16 protein-coding genes are annotated in these 16,486 nt (G+C 53.8%); 11 read left to right on the top strand and 5 right to left on the bottom strand.

The genetic code is table 11. The features are described 5' to 3' along the window. Positions 1-103 precede the first annotated feature (103 nt). The 10 genes from fabZ to LK04_RS14885 all read left to right on the top strand — a co-directional run bounded on the left by fabZ (position 104) and on the right by LK04_RS14885 (position 12,323). On the top strand, positions 104-559 hold the full coding sequence (gene fabZ, locus LK04_RS14930; protein WP_013507953.1) for a 3-hydroxyacyl-ACP dehydratase FabZ: 456 nt from the start codon (positions 104-106) through the stop codon (positions 557-559). A 3-nt stretch (positions 560-562) separates the two neighbouring features. Beyond that, the gene (gene lpxA / locus LK04_RS14925) at positions 563-1,351 is read left to right on the top strand and encodes an acyl-ACP--UDP-N-acetylglucosamine O-acyltransferase (RefSeq protein WP_039331203.1); all 789 of its coding nucleotides are present in this window, start codon (positions 563-565) and stop codon (positions 1,349-1,351) included. A 3-nt stretch (positions 1,352-1,354) separates the two neighbouring features. Then, complete coding sequence (lpxB, locus tag LK04_RS14920) at positions 1,355-2,503, top strand: lipid-A-disaccharide synthase (RefSeq protein WP_039331201.1); 1,149 nt, start codon at positions 1,355-1,357, stop codon at positions 2,501-2,503. Continuing rightward, a complete protein-coding gene (gene rnhB / locus LK04_RS14915) occupies positions 2,496-3,122 on the top strand; it encodes a ribonuclease HII (protein ID WP_039331199.1) in 627 nt (208 codons plus the stop codon). Before lpxB ends, rnhB begins: the two co-directional genes overlap by 8 nt. A 31-nt stretch (positions 3,123-3,153) precedes the next feature. Then, the gene (gene dnaE / locus LK04_RS14910; protein WP_039331198.1) at positions 3,154-6,636 is read left to right on the top strand and encodes a DNA polymerase III subunit alpha; all 3,483 of its coding nucleotides are present in this window, start codon (positions 3,154-3,156) and stop codon (positions 6,634-6,636) included. A 12-nt stretch (positions 6,637-6,648) separates the two neighbouring features. Beyond that, positions 6,649-7,608: an acetyl-CoA carboxylase carboxyl transferase subunit alpha gene (gene accA, locus LK04_RS14905; RefSeq protein ID WP_039331196.1), complete on the top strand. Its 960-nt coding sequence runs from the start codon at positions 6,649-6,651 to the stop codon at positions 7,606-7,608. A 421-nt stretch (positions 7,609-8,029) separates the two neighbouring features. Continuing rightward, entirely contained in the window at positions 8,030-10,180 is a 2,151-nt protein-coding gene (locus tag LK04_RS14900; RefSeq protein WP_039331194.1) for a lysine decarboxylase LdcC, read from the top strand. A gap of 75 nt (positions 10,181-10,255) precedes the next feature. Continuing rightward, positions 10,256-10,645, top strand: coding sequence for a VOC family protein (locus LK04_RS14895; RefSeq protein WP_039331192.1), 390 nt, complete (start codon positions 10,256-10,258; stop codon positions 10,643-10,645). Between the two features lie 53 nt (positions 10,646-10,698). Then, on the top strand, positions 10,699-12,000 hold the full coding sequence (tilS, locus tag LK04_RS14890; RefSeq protein ID WP_039331190.1) for a tRNA lysidine(34) synthetase TilS: 1,302 nt from the start codon (positions 10,699-10,701) through the stop codon (positions 11,998-12,000). Between the two features lie 14 nt (positions 12,001-12,014). Then, positions 12,015-12,323, top strand: a complete 309-nt coding sequence (locus LK04_RS14885; protein ID WP_039331188.1) for a c-type cytochrome — start codon at positions 12,015-12,017, stop codon at positions 12,321-12,323. 40 nt (positions 12,324-12,363) lie between these two features. Here the strand turns inward: LK04_RS14885 and rof are convergent, their stop codons facing one another. Then, on the bottom strand, positions 12,364-12,627 hold the full coding sequence (rof, locus tag LK04_RS14880; protein WP_039331186.1) for a Rho-binding antiterminator: 264 nt from the start codon (positions 12,625-12,627) through the stop codon (positions 12,364-12,366). Continuing rightward, positions 12,614-12,814, bottom strand: a complete 201-nt coding sequence (locus LK04_RS14875; protein ID WP_013507964.1) for a YaeP family protein — start codon at positions 12,812-12,814, stop codon at positions 12,614-12,616. The genes rof and LK04_RS14875 overlap by 14 nt, the downstream gene beginning before the upstream one ends. A gap of 216 nt (positions 12,815-13,030) precedes the next feature. Between LK04_RS14875 and arfB the strand changes: the two genes are divergently transcribed. After that, the gene (arfB, locus tag LK04_RS14870) at positions 13,031-13,441 is read left to right on the top strand and encodes an alternative ribosome rescue aminoacyl-tRNA hydrolase ArfB (protein ID WP_039331182.1); all 411 of its coding nucleotides are present in this window, start codon (positions 13,031-13,033) and stop codon (positions 13,439-13,441) included. A gap of 29 nt (positions 13,442-13,470) precedes the next feature. Here the strand turns inward: arfB and proS are convergent, their stop codons facing one another. From proS to rcsF, 3 genes are all read right to left on the bottom strand, one after another. Beyond that, a complete protein-coding gene (gene proS, locus LK04_RS14865) occupies positions 13,471-15,189 on the bottom strand; it encodes a proline--tRNA ligase (RefSeq protein ID WP_039331180.1) in 1,719 nt (572 codons plus the stop codon). A 90-nt stretch (positions 15,190-15,279) separates the two neighbouring features. Beyond that, complete coding sequence (tsaA, locus tag LK04_RS14860; RefSeq protein WP_039331177.1) at positions 15,280-15,984, bottom strand: tRNA (N6-threonylcarbamoyladenosine(37)-N6)-methyltransferase TrmO; 705 nt, start codon at positions 15,982-15,984, stop codon at positions 15,280-15,282. Next, a complete protein-coding gene (gene rcsF / locus LK04_RS14855; RefSeq protein WP_039331175.1) occupies positions 15,981-16,382 on the bottom strand; it encodes an Rcs stress response system protein RcsF in 402 nt (133 codons plus the stop codon). Before rcsF ends, tsaA begins: the two co-directional genes overlap by 4 nt. Positions 16,383-16,486 lie beyond the last annotated feature (104 nt).

The raw sequence follows: 16,486 nt of genomic DNA, 5'->3' as shown, positions 1-16,486 counted from the left end.
AGCGTTACGCCAACGAACTGATTTGCGGCCTGCGGAGGATCATTTTGATCTGTGCAGGCCGTGTTATTATTGCCATCAGATTTTTTAGGACAGGAAGAGTATTTTGACAACTGAAACGCATACTCTGAAAATCGAAGAGATTTTAGAACTGCTGCCGCACCGCTATCCATTCTTGCTGGTTGACCGCGTGCTGGAATTTGAAGAGCATAAATACCTGCGTGCGGTGAAGAACGTTTCTGTTAATGAACCGTTTTTCCAGGGACATTTCCCTGGTAAGCCGATTTTCCCAGGCGTTCTGATTCTGGAAGCTATGGCGCAGGCAACAGGTATTCTGGCGTTTAAAAGCGTTGGGAAACTGGAACCCGGTGAGCTGTATTACTTCGCTGGTATCGACGAAGCCCGCTTCAAGCGTCCGGTAGTACCGGGCGATCAGATGATCATGGAAGTGACCTTCGAGAAAACTCGTCGTGGTCTGACACGCTTCAAAGGCGTGGCAACAGTAGACGGCAAGATTGTCTGTGAAGCGACCATGATGTGTGCCCGTAGCCGGGAGGCATAATTAGTGATTGATTCAACCGCCAGTATTCATCCCAGTTCTGTTATTGAAGAGGGTGCCGTTATTGGCGCCAATGTTCACATCGGCCCGTTTTGCTTTATCGGTGCTAACGTGGAGATTGGTGAAGGTACGGTGCTCAAATCGCACGTGGTGGTGAATGGCCATACGCGTATCGGTAAAGACAATCAGATCTATCAGTTTGCTTCAATTGGCGAAGTGAATCAGGACCTGAAATATGCCGGTGAGCCAACGCGTGTTGAAATCGGCGAACGCAACCGTATTCGTGAAAGCGTCACCATTCATCGTGGCACCACGCAAGGTGGCAACCTGACTAAAATTGGCAGTGACAATCTGCTGATGGTCAATGCGCACATTGCCCATGACTGCGTGATTGGTAATCGCTGCATCTTCGCCAACAACGCGACCCTGGGCGGCCACGTGACGGTTGATGATTTTGCGATTATCGGCGGCATGACGGCAGTGCATCAGTGGTGCACCATTGGTGCGCACGTGATGGTGGGCGGTTGTTCAGGCGTGGCGCAGGATGTCCCGCCGTATGTTATCGCGCAGGGTAACCACGCGACACCGTTCGGCATTAATATCGAAGGGCTTAAGCGTCGTGGCTTTAGCAAAGAAGCCCTGCACGCGATTCGTAATGCGTACAAATTACTGTACCGCAGCGGCAAAACGCTGGATGAAGTGAAACCAGAGATCGAAGAACTGGCGAAACAACACAGCGAAGTGCAGCCTTTCTACGACTTCTTTGCTCGTTCAACGCGTGGATTGATTCGTTAATCCATGTCAGTGCGTCCCTTAACGATTGCCTTGGTCGCCGGAGAAACCTCCGGCGATATTCTTGGTGCAGGTCTTATTCGTGCGTTGAAAGCGCGCCATCCCGATGCCCGCTTTGTCGGCGTTGCCGGCCCATTGATGCAAGCCGAAGGCTGTGAAGCCTGGTATGAGATGGAAGAGCTGGCGGTCATGGGCATTGTCGAAGTGCTCGGCCGTTTGCGCCGCTTGCTAAAAATTCGCAAAGATTTAACGCAGCGCTTAACCGAACTCAAACCAGATGTGTTCGTCGGCATTGATGCACCGGATTTCAACATTACGTTGGAAGGTAGCCTCAAGCGCGCGGGTATTCGCACCATTCATTACGTCAGTCCGTCAGTTTGGGCATGGCGTCAAAAACGTGTATTCAAGATTGGTCGCAACACCAATCTGGTGCTGGCGTTCCTGCCGTTCGAAAAAGCGTTTTACGATCGCTTCAACGTACCGTGCCGGTTTATTGGCCACACCATGGCGGATGCGATGCCACTGCAGCCCGATAAGTCTGCAGCACGCCGTGAGTTAGGTATTGCTGATGATGCTATTTGCCTTGGTTTGCTGCCTGGTAGCCGCGGTGCGGAAGTGGAAATGCTCAGCGCTGATTTCCTGCGTGCGGCGCAGTTGCTGCGCCAACGATATCCGACGTTGGAAATTGTCGTGCCGCTGGTGAATGCCAAGCGTCGTGAGCAGTTTGAGCATATCAAAGCCGAGGTTGCGCCAGAGCTACCGATGCATTTGCTGGATGGCAAAGGTCGCCAGGCGATGATCGCCAGCGATGCTGCAATTTTGGCATCGGGGACGGCCGCCCTGGAGTGCATGCTGGCGAAGTGTCCGATGGTGGTGGGCTATCGCATGAAGCCGTTCACCTTCTGGTTGGCAAAGCGGTTGGTAAAAACACCCTACGTATCATTGCCTAATCTGCTGGCGGGCCGTGAGCTGGTCAAAGAGTTGCTGCAGGATGAGTGTCAGCCGAAATCGCTGGCCGCAGCACTGGAACCTCTGCTTCATGCAGGGCCAGAGCGTGATGCACTGATGCACACCTTCAATGAATTACACCAACAGATTCGCTGGAACGCCGATGAGCAGGCCGCGGATGCCGTGCTGGAGATCGCCAATGGCTGAGTTTATCTATCCCAACGCACAATGTATTGCGGGCGTTGATGAAGTCGGACGCGGTCCACTGGTTGGTGCGGTGGTTACGGCTGCCGTGATCCTCGATCCCGCTAATCCAATCGTGGGTTTGGCCGATTCAAAAAAGCTTTCTGAGAAACGTCGTCTGGCTTTGTATGACGAGATCAAAGAAAAGGCGCTGGCCTGGAGTCTTGGCCGTGCCGAGCCTGAAGAGATTGATCAGCTGAATATTTTGCACGCTACCATGCTGGCGATGCAGCGTGCCGTTGCGGGCTTGTCTGTCACGCCAGATTTTGTGTTGATCGATGGTAACCGTTGCCCGGCGCTGCCGATGCCCTCTCAGGCAGTGGTGAAGGGCGATAGCCTGGTGCAAGAGATCAGCGCTGCATCGATTATCGCCAAAGTGACGCGTGACCGTGAAATGGCAGAGTTGGATCTGCTGTTTCCGGAATATGGGTTTGCCCAACATAAAGGCTATCCGACCGCGTTGCACATGGAAAAACTGGCGCAGTTTGGTGCCACGCCTCATCACCGTCGCAGCTTTGCGCCGGTGCGTAATGCTTTGATTGATGCTGATGTGCTGGCCGCGCGTCAGCCAACTACGCTTTAATAGCCTGACGCTGTTTTAACCGGAAACTGATATGGCTGATCCTCGTTTTATACATCTGCGCGTCCATAGCGACTACTCCATGGTGGATGGCCTGGCGAAAACCAAGCCGCTGGTCAAAAAGGCGGCTGCGCTCGGCATGCCGGCGATTGCCATCACCGATTACATCAACCTCTGTGGTTTGGTGCGATTCTACGGTAGCGCGCACGATGCAGGGGTAAAACCGATCGTCGGTGCGGACTTCCACGTTGCCAGTGAATTGATGGGTGATGAGCTGACCCAACTGACGGTACTCGCCGCCAATAACACCGGTTACCAAAATCTGACGCTGCTGATTTCACGAGCCTATCAACGTGGCTATGGCATCGCAGGGCCGATTATCGATCGTGACTGGCTGGTTGAATTAGGCGAAGGGCTCATCTTGCTTTCCGGTGGACGCCGTGGTGATGTTGGCCGGAGTCTGCTACGTGGTAACAGCGCGCTGGTGGCGCAATGTCTCAGTTTTTATCAGGAACATTTCCCAAACCGCTACTACCTTGAATTGACGCGCACCGGGCGTGCCGATGAAGAGACCTATCTGCATGCCGCCGTTGAGTTGGCGATTGCCGAGGGCGTGCCGGTGGTGGCGACCAATGAAGTCTGTTTCCTCAACGAGGAAGACTTTGACGCGCATGAAATTCGCGTTGCCATCCACGATGGCTATACGCTGGACGATCCCAAGCGTCCGCGCAATTACAGTCCTCAGCAATATATGCGCAGTGAAGAGGAGATGTGCGAGCTGTTCTCGGACATCCCAGAAGCACTGGAAAACAGCGTAGAGATTGCTAAGCGTTGTAACGTCACGGTTCGCCTTGGTGAGTACTTCTTGCCACAGTTCCCCACCGGTGAAATGAGTACCGAAGACTTCCTGGTGATGAAATCGCGCGAGGGGCTGGAAGAACGTCTGGAATTCCTGTTCCCGGATGACAAACTGCGTGCTGAAAAGCGACCAGAATACGATGAACGTCTGGAGATTGAACTTAACGTTATCAACCAGATGGGATTTCCGGGCTACTTCCTGATCGTGATGGAGTTTATCCAGTGGTCGAAGGATAACGGCATTCCGGTTGGGCCGGGCCGTGGTTCAGGTGCAGGATCATTGGTGGCCTATGCGCTGAAAATCACTGACCTTGATCCGCTGGAGTTTGACCTGCTGTTCGAACGTTTCCTCAACCCAGAGCGTGTGTCGATGCCTGACTTCGACGTCGATTTCTGCATGGAGAAGCGCGACCAGGTCATCGATCACGTTGCTGAGATGTATGGCCGTGAAGCGGTATCACAGATCATCACCTTCGGAACCATGGCGGCGAAAGCGGTTATCCGCGACGTGGGGCGCGTGCTCGGTCATCCGTATGGTTTTGTCGATCGTATCTCCAAGCTGATCCCGCCCGATCCCGGCATGACGCTGGAAAAAGCCTTTGAAGCGGAACCGCAACTGCCGGAAATCTACGAGGCAGATGAAGAGGTCAAAGCGCTGATTGATATGGCGCGTAAGCTGGAAGGTGTCACGCGTAACGCCGGTAAACACGCCGGTGGTGTGGTGATCGCGCCAACCAAAATCACCGACTTCGCCCCGCTTTACTGCGATGAAAACGGCCAGTTCCCGGTCACCCAGTTTGATAAGAATGATGTGGAATATGCCGGGCTGGTGAAGTTTGACTTCCTTGGCCTACGCACGCTCACCATCATTGACTGGGCGCTGAAGATGATTAACCCGCGCCGCGCCAAAGAGGGGCTGGAGCCGATCGATATCGCCGCCATCCCGCTGGATGACAAGAAAAGCTTCGATATGCTGCAGCGTTCGGAAACCACGGCGGTATTCCAGCTTGAATCGCGCGGCATGAAAGACTTGATCAAACGTCTTAAGCCGGACTGCTTTGAAGATATGATCGCACTGGTGGCGCTGTTCCGTCCGGGGCCGCTGCAATCAGGCATGGTAGATAACTTCATTGACCGTAAGCACGGTCGTGAAGAGATATCCTATCCGGATATTCAGTGGCAGCACGAAACCCTGAAGCCGGTGCTGGAACCGACCTACGGCATCATTCTGTATCAGGAACAGGTGATGCAGATCGCTCAGGTGCTGTCGGGTTATACCCTGGGCGGTGCGGATATGCTGCGCCGTGCTATGGGTAAAAAGAAACCCGAAGAGATGGCCAAGCAGCGTTCAGTGTTCCAGGACGGTGCCGAGAGCATGGGTGTTGATGGCGAACTCTCGATGAAGATCTTCGATCTGGTAGAGAAATTCGCCGGTTATGGCTTTAACAAGTCGCACTCGGCAGCCTATGCTTTGGTGTCATATCAAACGCTATGGCTAAAAGCGCACTATCCCGCCGAGTTTATGGCGGCGGTGATGACCGCGGATATGGATAACACCGAGAAGGTGGTTGGTCTGGTGGATGAGTGCTGGCGCATGGGGTTGAAAGTGTTGCCGCCAGACATTAACTCCGGCTTGTATCCGTTCCACGTCAATGATGAAGGTGAGATCGTTTACGGCATCGGCGCGATTAAAGGCGTAGGTGAAGGTCCGATCGAAGCGATTATTGAAGCGCGAAACGAAGGCGGCTACTTCAAAGAGCTGTTTGATCTCTGTGCGCGCACCGATACCAAGAAGATCAACCGACGTGTGATGGAAAAGCTGATCATGTCGGGCGCATTCGATCGTCTGGGCCCGCATCGTGCCGCCTTGATGAGTGCGCTCAGCGATGCGCTGAAAGCGGCGGACCAGCACGCGAAAGCGGAAGCCACAGGTCAGGCGGATATGTTTGGCGTGCTGGCAGAAGAGCCAGAGCAGGTTGAGAAGTCCTATACCAATATTACGCCCTGGCCTGAACAAATTCAGTTGGATGGCGAACGTGAGACGCTCGGGCTGTACCTCACGGGTCATCCCATCAATCAGTATTTGAAAGAGATCGATCGCTACGTTGGCGGCATGCGCCTGAAGGACATGCATCCAACGGATCGTGGTAAAGTAACCATCGCCGCGGGGCTGGTGATTGCCGCCCGCGTGATGGTCACCAAGCGCGGCAACCGAATTGGTATTTGTACTCTCGACGATCGTTCTGGTCGTCTGGAAGTGATGTTATTTACCGATGCGTTAGATAAATACCAGCAGTTGCTGGAGAAAGACCGTATCCTGATCGTCAGTGGACAGGTCAGCTTTGATGACTTTAGCGGTGGCCTTAAAATGACCGCTCGAGAAGTGATGGACATCGACGAAGCGCGGGAAAAATACGCGCGCGGACTTGCTATCTCGCTGACGGACAGGCAAATTGATGACCAGCTTTTAAACCGTCTCCGCCAGTCTCTGGAGCCTCATCGTTCCGGGACCATTCCGGTGCATCTCTATTATCAGAGAGCAGATGCGCGGGCGAAGCTGCGCTTTGGTGCAGCGTGGCGAATTTCGCCCAGCGATCGTTTACTCAACGATTTGCGGTCGTTAGTAGGATCGGAGCAGGTGGAACTGGAGTTTGACTAAAACAGGAACATTATGAGTCTTAATTACCTGGATTTTGAACAGCCAATCGCAGAACTGGAAGCGAAAATCGACTCGCTGAAGTCAATTGGCCGTTCAGATGAGAAACACGATATTAATCTGGATGAAGAAGTGCAGCGTCTACGTGAAAAAAGCGTTGAGCTGACCCGTAAAATCTTCTCCGATTTAGGTGCCTGGCAGGTTGCGCAGCTCGCGCGTCACCCGCTGCGCCCTTACACGCTGGACTATGTCCGCAACGCGTTTGATGATTTCGATGAGTTGGCAGGCGACCGCGCCTATGCCGATGACAAAGCGATTGTCGGCGGTATTGCCCGTCTTGATGGTCGTCCAGTGATGGTGATTGGCCATCAGAAAGGTCGTGAAACCAAAGAGAAGATCCGTCGTAACTTTGGTATGCCCGCTCCAGAAGGCTATCGTAAAGCGTTGCGACTGATGGAGATGGCTGAACGCTTCAAGATGCCACTGATTACCTTCATCGACACGCCGGGTGCATATCCGGGCGTGGGCGCAGAAGAGCGCGGTCAGTCCGAAGCTATCGCGCGTAATCTGCGTGAGATGTCTGGCCTGAAAATCCCGGTCATCTGTACCGTGATTGGTGAAGGCGGTTCCGGTGGTGCGCTGGCGATTGGCGTGGGCGATAAAGTGAACATGCTGCAGTACAGCACCTACTCGGTGATCTCACCGGAAGGTTGTGCGTCGATTCTGTGGAAAAGCGCCGATAAAGCGCCACTGGCTGCGGAAGCGATGGGCATCACTGCCGATCGTCTGAAAGAGTTGAAGCTGATTGACTCAATCATTCCAGAGCCACTGGGCGGCGCGCATCGTCATCCAGTCGACATGGCTGGGGCGTTGAAGAAACAGCTGTTAGCCGATCTGGCCGATCTCGACGTGCTGAGCACCGAAGAGTTGCTTAACCGTCGCTATCAGCGTCTGATGAGCTACGGCTACGCATAAAGCAAGCTGTAATGAGTGAAGAGAAGCGGACTGAGGTCCGCTTTTTTTATGTCTTTAGTTTAGGTGTCGTTGCTATGCGCTCATTGCGTGGTCCAGTAAAGGCCAGTCCGAAGTGCAAGGCGTCCATTTACTCCTTGAACTGTCCTAAATGATGAGGGGCTCAAACAGACGACTGTGGATTGGGCAGCAATAACAATCTAACCGGCCAGAGAAGGCCAGCCCGAATAGCAAAGCGTCCGGGCCATGGACGGCCCGGCAGATCTGCATGGATGCGTGTTTCCTTTGCGATCGGGCTGGCCTACTCTGGACCTTGCACACGACTTACAGCGAAACCTCTCATTAACAGCACACCTTTCCAGAACATTCACCCGCCAGTTTTCGCTATCCTTATTCAGTGCCATAACACCACAGGAGGTGAGCATTGAATATTATTGCGATCATGGGACCGCACGGCGCGTTCTACAAAGATGAACCGATTCGCGAACTGGACGCAGCGCTCAAATTACAAGGCTTCCAGACCGTTTATCCCAACAATGCCAGCGACCTGCTCAAGCTTATTGAACACAATCCGCGCATCTGTGGCGTGATTTTTGACTGGGACGATTACAGTCTGGCGCTGTGTAGCGACATCAATCAGCTCAATGAATATTTGCCGCTCTACGCCTTCATCAACACCCATTCGCAAATGGATGTCAGCATTAATGAAATGCGCATGGCGTTGCAGTTCTTCGAGTACGCGCTCAATGCGGCTGACGATATCGCCTTGCATATCCGCCAATACACCGATGAATACATCGACAAAATCATGCCGCCGCTGACCAAGGCGCTGTTCACCTATGTGAAAGAGGGCAAATACACCTTTTGCACACCTGGCCACATGGGCGGTACCGCGTTCCAGAAAAGCCCGGTGGGCAGTCTGTTTTATGATTTCTTTGGTGCCAATACCCTCAAGGCGGATGTGTCGATCTCGGTAACGGAACTCGGTTCGCTGCTCGACCACACCGGTCCGCATCTTGAAGCAGAAGAGTATGTGGCGCGAACTTTCGGCGCAGAACAAAGCTACATGGTGACCAACGGTACATCGACGTCGAACAAAATTGTGGGGATGTATGCCGCGCCAGCGGGTAGCACAGTACTCATTGACCGCAACTGCCATAAATCACTCACGCATTTGCTGATGATGAGCGACATCATTCCGATTTGGCTCAAACCGACCCGCAATGCGCTCGGTATTCTCGGCGGCATTCCACAGCGTGAGTTCACCCGTGACAGCATTCAGCAAAAGGTAAACAACACGCCACGCGCCAACTGGCCGGTGCATGCGGTGATCACCAACTCTACTTATGATGGGCTGCTGTACAACACGCAGTACATCAAACAAACGCTGGATGTCCCATCGATCCACTTCGACTCTGCGTGGGTGCCCTATACCAATTTCCATCCGATTTACGCCGGTAAAAGTGGCATGAGCGGGGATCGCATTCCCGGTAAGGTGATTTATGAGACCCAATCAACACACAAACTGCTGGCCGCTTTCTCACAGGCTTCGCTGATTCACATCAAAGGCGATTACGATCATGACACCTTTAACGAAGCCTACATGATGCACACCACGACATCGCCGAGTTACGCGATAGTCTCATCCATCGAAACCGCCGCGGCGATGCTGCGTGGCAATCCGGGCAAACGGCTGATTAATCGCTCGGTAGAGCGAGCCCTGCATTTCCGGCGTGAAATACAGCGTCTACGCGAAGAGTGTGACGGCTGGTTCTTTGATATCTGGCAACCGGAACAGATTGATGAAGCCGAGTGTTGGCCGATCCAGCCGGGCGAAGAGGAGTGGCACGGCTTTACGCATGCCGATCGCGATCACATGTATCTCGATCCGATTAAAGTCACCATTCTGACACCGGGCATGAGTGAACTGGGCCACATGGCGGAAGAGGGCATTCCGGCCTCGCTGGTGGCGAAATTCCTCGATCAACGTGGGGTAGTGGTCGAGAAAACGGGACCATACAATTTATTGTTCCTGTTCAGTATTGGCATCGATAAAACCAAGGCCATGAGCGTACTGCGCGGTTTGACCGAGTTTAAACGCGCCTACGATCTCAACCTGCGGGTAAAAAACATGTTGCCGGATCTGTATGCGGAAGATCCCGACTTCTACCGTAATATGCGCATTCAGACCCTGGCGCAGGGCATTCACCAACTGATCCTACAACACGATCTGCCGCGCCTGATGCTTAAAGCCTTCGATGTGTTGCCAGAATCGAAGATGACACCTCACCAGGCATTTCAACGTCAGGTGCAGGGATTCGTTGAAACGGTGGATATCCGCGAGTTGGTGGGACGCATTTCCGCCAATATGATTCTGCCTTATCCTCCGGGCGTGCCGCTGGTGATGCCAGGGGAAATGGTCACCGAGGAGAGCCGGGCCGTACTCGATTTCCTGTTGATGCTCTGCACTATCGGGCGGCACTATCCTGGATTTGAAACCGATATTCATGGGGCAACGCTCACCGAAGATGGCCGTTACCTGGTTCGTGTGCTACGGGAGGAGAACGTTGACTAAGTTCGGATAATTGCCTCTTTTCAGCGCCGCGCAGAGCACGTAGGGTATGCGGCTAACGTGAAAACCGGAGCCGCTATGCTGCAGATAAAACAGATCCACCACATTGCCATTATTGCCACCGACTACCAGCGCAGTAAGGCGTTTTACTGTGACGTGTTAGGCTTTGAATTGTTGGGCGAATACTACCGAGCCGAGCGCGACTCGTGGAAAGGGGACCTGGGGCTGAATGGCGTATACACCATTGAACTGTTCTCGTTCCCCACTCCTCCTGCGCGCGTCAGTGGCCCGGAAGCCTGTGGTCTGCGCCATCTGGCTTTTTGTGTTGATGACGTGGAGCTGTCGATTGCCGCCCTTGCGGAGAAAGGCGTGGTGTGCGAACCGATCCGTATTGATGCCTTAACCGGTAAAGCCTGCACGTTCTTCCCCGATCCAGACGGTTTGCCGCTGGAGCTGTATCAGGCGTAAACTAGCGTCCGCTGTGGGTCGCAATCAGGCGGCCCGCTTTGATGGAACGCGCTATGTCTTTTTCCCATCTTGCTTCGTTGCTGACACCCGACGCCCGCTGTGTGCTGGCGTTCAGTGGCGGACTGGACTCCACGGTCTTGCTGCATCAGTTGGTCAGTTGGCAACGCCAACTGCCGCAGCTTTACGTGCGTGCGTTACATGTTCACCACGGATTAAGCCCGAATGCCGATAGTTGGGCCGCGCACTGCCTGCAGATCTGTCAGCAGTGGCGCATTCCCTGCGAAGTGCTGCATGTACAGGTTGACGGTTCCGCTAAGGGTATCGAGGCTGCAGCGCGTGAGGCGCGCTATCAAATCCTGTTTCAACAGCTGCAACCCGGTGAGTGCTTACTGACTGCTCAGCACCTCGACGATCAATGCGAAACGCTGCTGCTGGCACTCAAACGTGGCAGTGGTCCGGCTGGATTAGCCGCGATGCCGGTGCAGCGCGAAATTGAGGGGCATCTCCATCTGCGCCCGCTACTGGATGTAAGCCGTGAACAGCTTGAAGCCTATGCGGCAGAACAGCAGTTAAGCTGGATTGAAGACGAAAGTAACGCCGACAGCCGTTATGACCGCAACTTTTTGCGTCAGCAGATTCTGCCGTTGTTGCAGGCGCGCTGGCCGCATTTCAGTGCAGCCAGCGCGCGCAGTGCCGCCCTTTGTGGCGAGCAAGAGCAGTTGCTGGATGAATTGCTGGCGGAGCAGTTAACACAACTTACCGACGGCCAAGACGCACTGCATTTTACTCCGCTGTTAGCGATGAGCGAAGCGCGACGGCATGCGCTGCTGCGGCGCTGGATTGCATTGCAGGGGGGCACAATGCCTTCACGTTCAGCGTTAAAACGTATTACCGACGAGGTAATGCTCAGCCGTGGAGATGCGAATCCTTGCCTGCGTTTTGGCCTGTTTGAACTTCATCGTTATCGTGAACGACTCTATTGGCTCACTTCACAGCCATCGCTAAGTCAGCACTCGCTAACCTGGCATGACCGCAGCTACTCGCTGCCATTACCCGGTGGTATAGGAGAATTGCAGGCCGATACGGCAATGGCCCTTTTACGACAACCTTCCGCAGGCGAATCGATCAACATTCGTTTTCAGGCGCGCGGCTATTATCATCTGCAAGGGCGTGCAGGTGGCCGCGACATGAAAAAACTGTGGCAGGAATTAGGTGTGCCGCCGTGGCAACGTGAGCGTATCCCCTTGATTTATTACAACCAGACGCTGATTTGCGCACCGGGAATCTTTGTTACCCGTGAAGGTGCTGCCAGCAATGAGCGAGGCTGGCAGGCGATCTGGTCAAAACAACAATAAGATGGAGAGCAATGATGAAATACTGGATGGCAACCGCGTTGCTGGCTGCTGCGTTGCCGGTTTTTGCCGACGGCGATGTGAATGCGGGGGCGCAGAAAGCGGCCACTTGTCTGGCGTGCCATGGCGCGGAAGGGAAAAGTGCGGTGCCACTGTATCCTAATCTCGCGGGACAACATGCGCCCTATCTACTGCATTCGTTGCAAGCCTATAAAAAGGGCGAGCGCAGTGGCGGACAGGCCGAAGTGATGAAAGCTTTTGTTGCGGGACTGAGCGATCAGGATATGGAAGATTTGGCGGCTTACTATGGGTCGTTAAAGCCTTAAATGAGGAGGGCGGGAAGGGCTCCCGCCCAGATGCAGGGGACTATTCGTCTTCGCTGACGATGACGGTGCCCAGTTCGGGATGGCTAAAGCTGGCGATGTGATCCAGCCGAAGTTCGCGGATTTCACCGGAAAGATCGACTGTCAGGTACTCCACGTTTTTACGTGAGACCATGTCCACGGCTTTCGCCTTGAGCTGATCGCCGCTTTTTAACTCCAAAGACAGCGTCCAGTGTTTGGTGCAGGCGAGTTCGAGGCTATCGTAGTCATCGCAGTTGATGGGTTTGTAGGCTTCATTCGTCAACATAGTCGCTCACCAATAAGTTTGCAGCAGCGTAAGCTGCTTGTTCCCTGACAGAAGAGTTTAGCGCAGAATTAGCGGCAATATCGTTGAGTGCGTTTAGCGCGCAACCTATCGCGTCTGGCACATACCCCAGGTCGCCACTACCAATTTCGGCATACTTCTGGCGAACTAACTCACAATACTTTTGCACATACACCTCCTCAGCAGAGCTTAAATACTCTGGTTGATACGCGACTATATCACAGGATTTTCATGGAAATCAGCCAGGGGGGCGCGGGATGTTTGCAAAGAAAAGTGTAAAAGTGACAGATAGCGCTGGTCTTAAGCATTTAGACGGCGCACAAAAGGTTAAGTTGATGAATAGCTTATTACACGACACAACGTCGTACCTAACGGCAGGTGACAGATGATCGTGCTGTTTCGAACGGTTTCACTTGCCGATAATGAAGTCGAGCTCAGTGCCATCCGCGCACAGGGCGCGGGCGGCCAGCATGTGAATAAAACATCCACCGCCATTCATCTACGTTTCGACATTCACGCATCGTCGTTGCCGCCGTTTTACAAGGAGAGACTCCTTGCGGCAAGCCACCATTTGATCACTGCAGAAGGCGTGGTGATTATCAAAGCACAGGAATACCGCAGCCAGGAAATGAACCGCGAGGCGGCCCTGCAGCGGTTAATCAATCTGATTCGTGAACTTACTACGGTTGAAAAGGCTCGGCGGGCAACGCGTCCGACACGCGCATCAAAAGAGCGCAGGCTGGAGAGTAAAACACGACGCAGTAATGTGAAGGCGATGCGTGGGAAGGTGCAATAAAAAACGCCTCCCAAAGGAGGCGCTCACTGTTACTTATTCAGGGCTGTTGCCAGGAAGTTGACGATGTCGTGTTGCTTAATCATCTGCTTCTCGCTGGCTGAACGCGATTTGTACTCGATCTCTTGATTATCAAGGTTACGATCGCCAATCACGATGGTGTGCGGCACGCCAATCAGTTCCATATCAGCGAACATCACGCCAGGGCGCTCTTTGCGATCGTCCAGAATCACATCGATGCCTTTAGCACGCAGTTCGTTGTACAGCTCTTCCGCCAGTTCTTTCACGCGGAAAGATTTGTGCATGTTCATTGGCAGAATCGCGACTTCGAACGGTGCCAGTGCGGCTGGCCAGATGATACCGCGCTCGTCATGGTTCTGCTCAATGGCTGCCGCCACAACACGGGTGATGCCGATACCATAGCAACCCATGGTCATAATCTGGTTACGGCCATCTTCACCTTGTACTGCCGCTTTCATCGCATCTGAGTACTTGGTACCCAACTGGAAGATGTGACCAACTTCGATACCGCGTTTGATCTGCAGCGTGCCTTTGCCATCTGGGCTTGGATCGCCTTCCACCACGTTACGAATATCTTCCACGCGTGCTTCTGGTAAATCACGGACCCAGTTGATGCCGGCAAAGTGCTGACCATCAATGTTAGCGCCCGCTGAGAAGTCGCTCATTTTGGCCACGGTGCGGTCAGCAATCACGGGCATGTTCAGGCCAACAGGGCCGAGAGAACCGAAACCGGCACCGATTGCGGCACGAATGGCTTCTTCGCTGCCCATTTCAAGTGGAGAGGCAACGATATCCAGATGTTCTGCTTTGATCTCATTAAGTTCATGATCGCCGCGCACCAACAGCGCAACCAGCGAATGGCCACTCTCTTCAGTTGCTTTGACAATCAGCGTCTTCACGGTTTTTTCAACCGGGATCTGATGCTGCTCAACCAGCTCTGCAATGGTCTTGGCATTTGGCGTCGCGAACTGCGTCAGTTCCTGCGTAGCAGCTGGACGATCGCCTGCTGGCGCAACCGCTTCTGCTTTTTCAATGTTGGCAGCATAATCGGACTCGCTCGAGAAGATCACATCATCTTCACCGCTCTGTGCCAGAACCTGGAATTCGTGAGAGCCGCTACCGCCAATGGAGCCGGTGTCAGCCTGAACCGCACGGAAATCCAGACCCATACGGCTGAAGCTCTGGCTGTATGCGCGGTACATCGCGTCATAGGTTTCCTGCAGCGATTCCTGCGAGGTATGGAACGAATACGCATCTTTCATGATGAACTCGCGCGAGCGCATCACACCAAAGCGCGGGCGAACTTCATCACGGAATTTGGTCTGGATCTGATACAGGTTCAGCGGCAGCTGTTTGTAGGAGCTCAGCTCGTTGCGGATCAGATCGGTCACTACTTCTTCATGGGTTGGACCCAATACGAATGGACGGTCGTGGCGATCTTTAATGCGCAGCAGTTCCGGGCCGTACTGCTCCCAACGACCGCTCTCTTCCCACAAATCGGCAGGCTGAACCACCGGCATCGAGATCTCAATCGCGCCCGCATTGTTCATCTCTTCGCGTACGATGTTTTCAACTTTTCGCAAGACGCGGACACCGGTCGGCAACCAGGTGTAAAGGCCAGAAGCGAGTTTACGGATCATCCCGGCGCGCAGCATCAGCTGGTGGCTGATCACTTCCGCATCGGAAGGCGTCTCTTTCTGAGTAGAGAGCAGATATTGAGTAGTACGCATTGATTACGATTCCAGTTGTACGGAAGGACACTGACAAAAATTTTTCTGGCGGCTAGTGTACCAGCGAGACCAATCACTCAAAAGCTTGTTTTAGCGCGGATCGAGGGCGATCACTTCGGTGCCGGCCTCATCAATACGCCAACGCACATTAAAGTCGAGTAGCCAGGCGGCATACTCACGATCTTCCGCTTCACCTTTTCGATAGGCAGGGCGGGGATCTTGCGCCAATACTTCAGCAATAAATCGCGCCAGCTGTGGGTGCTTTTTCTGCTGCTGGATTTGGCTTTGCGCTAACGCGGAGAAGCGCACCGGCATGTTCGCATCCGGAGCGCTTTGGGCAAATCCTGCGCGTGCATCGGGAAGGGCTTCAGCAAATGGCAAGTAGGGTTTGATATCCACTACGGGTGTGCCATCAACTAAGTCCAGACTGCCAAGCTGCAAAATCACCTGCTGCTTTTCACACCGGATGCCTTTTAACTCGACCAGCGACATGCCGATGGGATTGGGGCGAAACGTTGAGCGCGTGGCAAATACTCCCATGCGGGCGTTGCCGCCTAAGCGAGGTGGGCGCACGGTTGGACGCCAGCCACCTTCCATGGTTTGGTGGAAGACAAACAGCACCCAGAGGTGACTAAAGTCTTCAAGCCCGCGCACCGCCTCCGGCTGATTATAGGGCGGCAGCAAGTGCAATTCGCCGCTACCATCCTGCACTAAGCCGGGCTGGCGTGGCACGGCAAATTTCTCTTTCCACGGCGAACGAATAACGCCGATTTGCGCAAAGGCAAAATCACTCATTGATTGGAAACTTTCAGTGCAGAGCCTTGGCAAATCGCCTGGCGATAGCAGCCCGGCGTGCTGGTGACGATTTCGCACTTGTGCAGCAATACCGCATTGGCTTTCATGTTCGCCGCTTTGATCTGCAGACGCTTGCGCGCGGTGTTGATGTTGGGTGGCGAATCCTGGCTGCTGCTCTGGCAATCATCAGCGGAAACTTCACCCAGATCGCGGAACGGGTTGCTGACCAGATCGGTAGCGTCGGTATAAATTTTCACCGGCGCAGGGCGTGGAGTGGGTTTGCGTTCAGGTTCGCTGGATGACGCCTGTGGACGAACTGGGGCGCTGCTTATCGGGTGATATTCACGTACACACCCTGTTAGCATTAATGCCAACAAGCAGAGCGGTAAAAAACGCATATCAACATCCTCATAAATAAAAAGTGGCGTTATTGAATCAAGGACCGGATTAAATAACAAGTCAGCAAAAAGAAAGGGCGGCCGAAGCCGCCCTGCATGGCATG

The sequence above is a fragment of the Pantoea vagans genome (assembly GCF_001506165.1).
Lineage (GTDB): Bacteria > Pseudomonadota > Gammaproteobacteria > Enterobacterales > Enterobacteriaceae > Pantoea > Pantoea vagans_C.
The sequence above is the reverse complement of the archived record's forward strand: the minus strand, read 5'-3'. Positions and strand labels throughout refer to the sequence as shown.

Coding starts and splice junctions, on each gene's coding strand:
- lpxB (WP_039331201.1), top strand. CDS start 1,355: ATGTCAGTGCGTCCCTTAACGATTGCCTTGGTCGCCGGAGAAACCTCC.
- rnhB (WP_039331199.1), top strand. CDS start 2,496: ATGGCTGAGTTTATCTATCCCAACGCACAATGTATTGCGGGCGTTGAT.
- dnaE (WP_039331198.1), top strand. CDS start 3,154: ATGGCTGATCCTCGTTTTATACATCTGCGCGTCCATAGCGACTACTCC.
- accA (WP_039331196.1), top strand. CDS start 6,649: ATGAGTCTTAATTACCTGGATTTTGAACAGCCAATCGCAGAACTGGAA.
- LK04_RS14895 (WP_039331192.1), top strand. CDS start 10,256: ATGCTGCAGATAAAACAGATCCACCACATTGCCATTATTGCCACCGAC.
- tilS (WP_039331190.1), top strand. CDS start 10,699: ATGTCTTTTTCCCATCTTGCTTCGTTGCTGACACCCGACGCCCGCTGT.
- LK04_RS14885 (WP_039331188.1), top strand. CDS start 12,015: ATGAAATACTGGATGGCAACCGCGTTGCTGGCTGCTGCGTTGCCGGTT.
- rof (WP_039331186.1), bottom strand. CDS start 12,627: ATGTTGACGAATGAAGCCTACAAACCCATCAACTGCGATGACTACGAT.
- arfB (WP_039331182.1), top strand. CDS start 13,031: ATGATCGTGCTGTTTCGAACGGTTTCACTTGCCGATAATGAAGTCGAG.
- proS (WP_039331180.1), bottom strand. CDS start 15,189: ATGCGTACTACTCAATATCTGCTCTCTACTCAGAAAGAGACGCCTTCC.
- tsaA (WP_039331177.1), bottom strand. CDS start 15,984: ATGAGTGATTTTGCCTTTGCGCAAATCGGCGTTATTCGTTCGCCGTGG.
- rcsF (WP_039331175.1), bottom strand. CDS start 16,382: ATGCGTTTTTTACCGCTCTGCTTGTTGGCATTAATGCTAACAGGGTGT.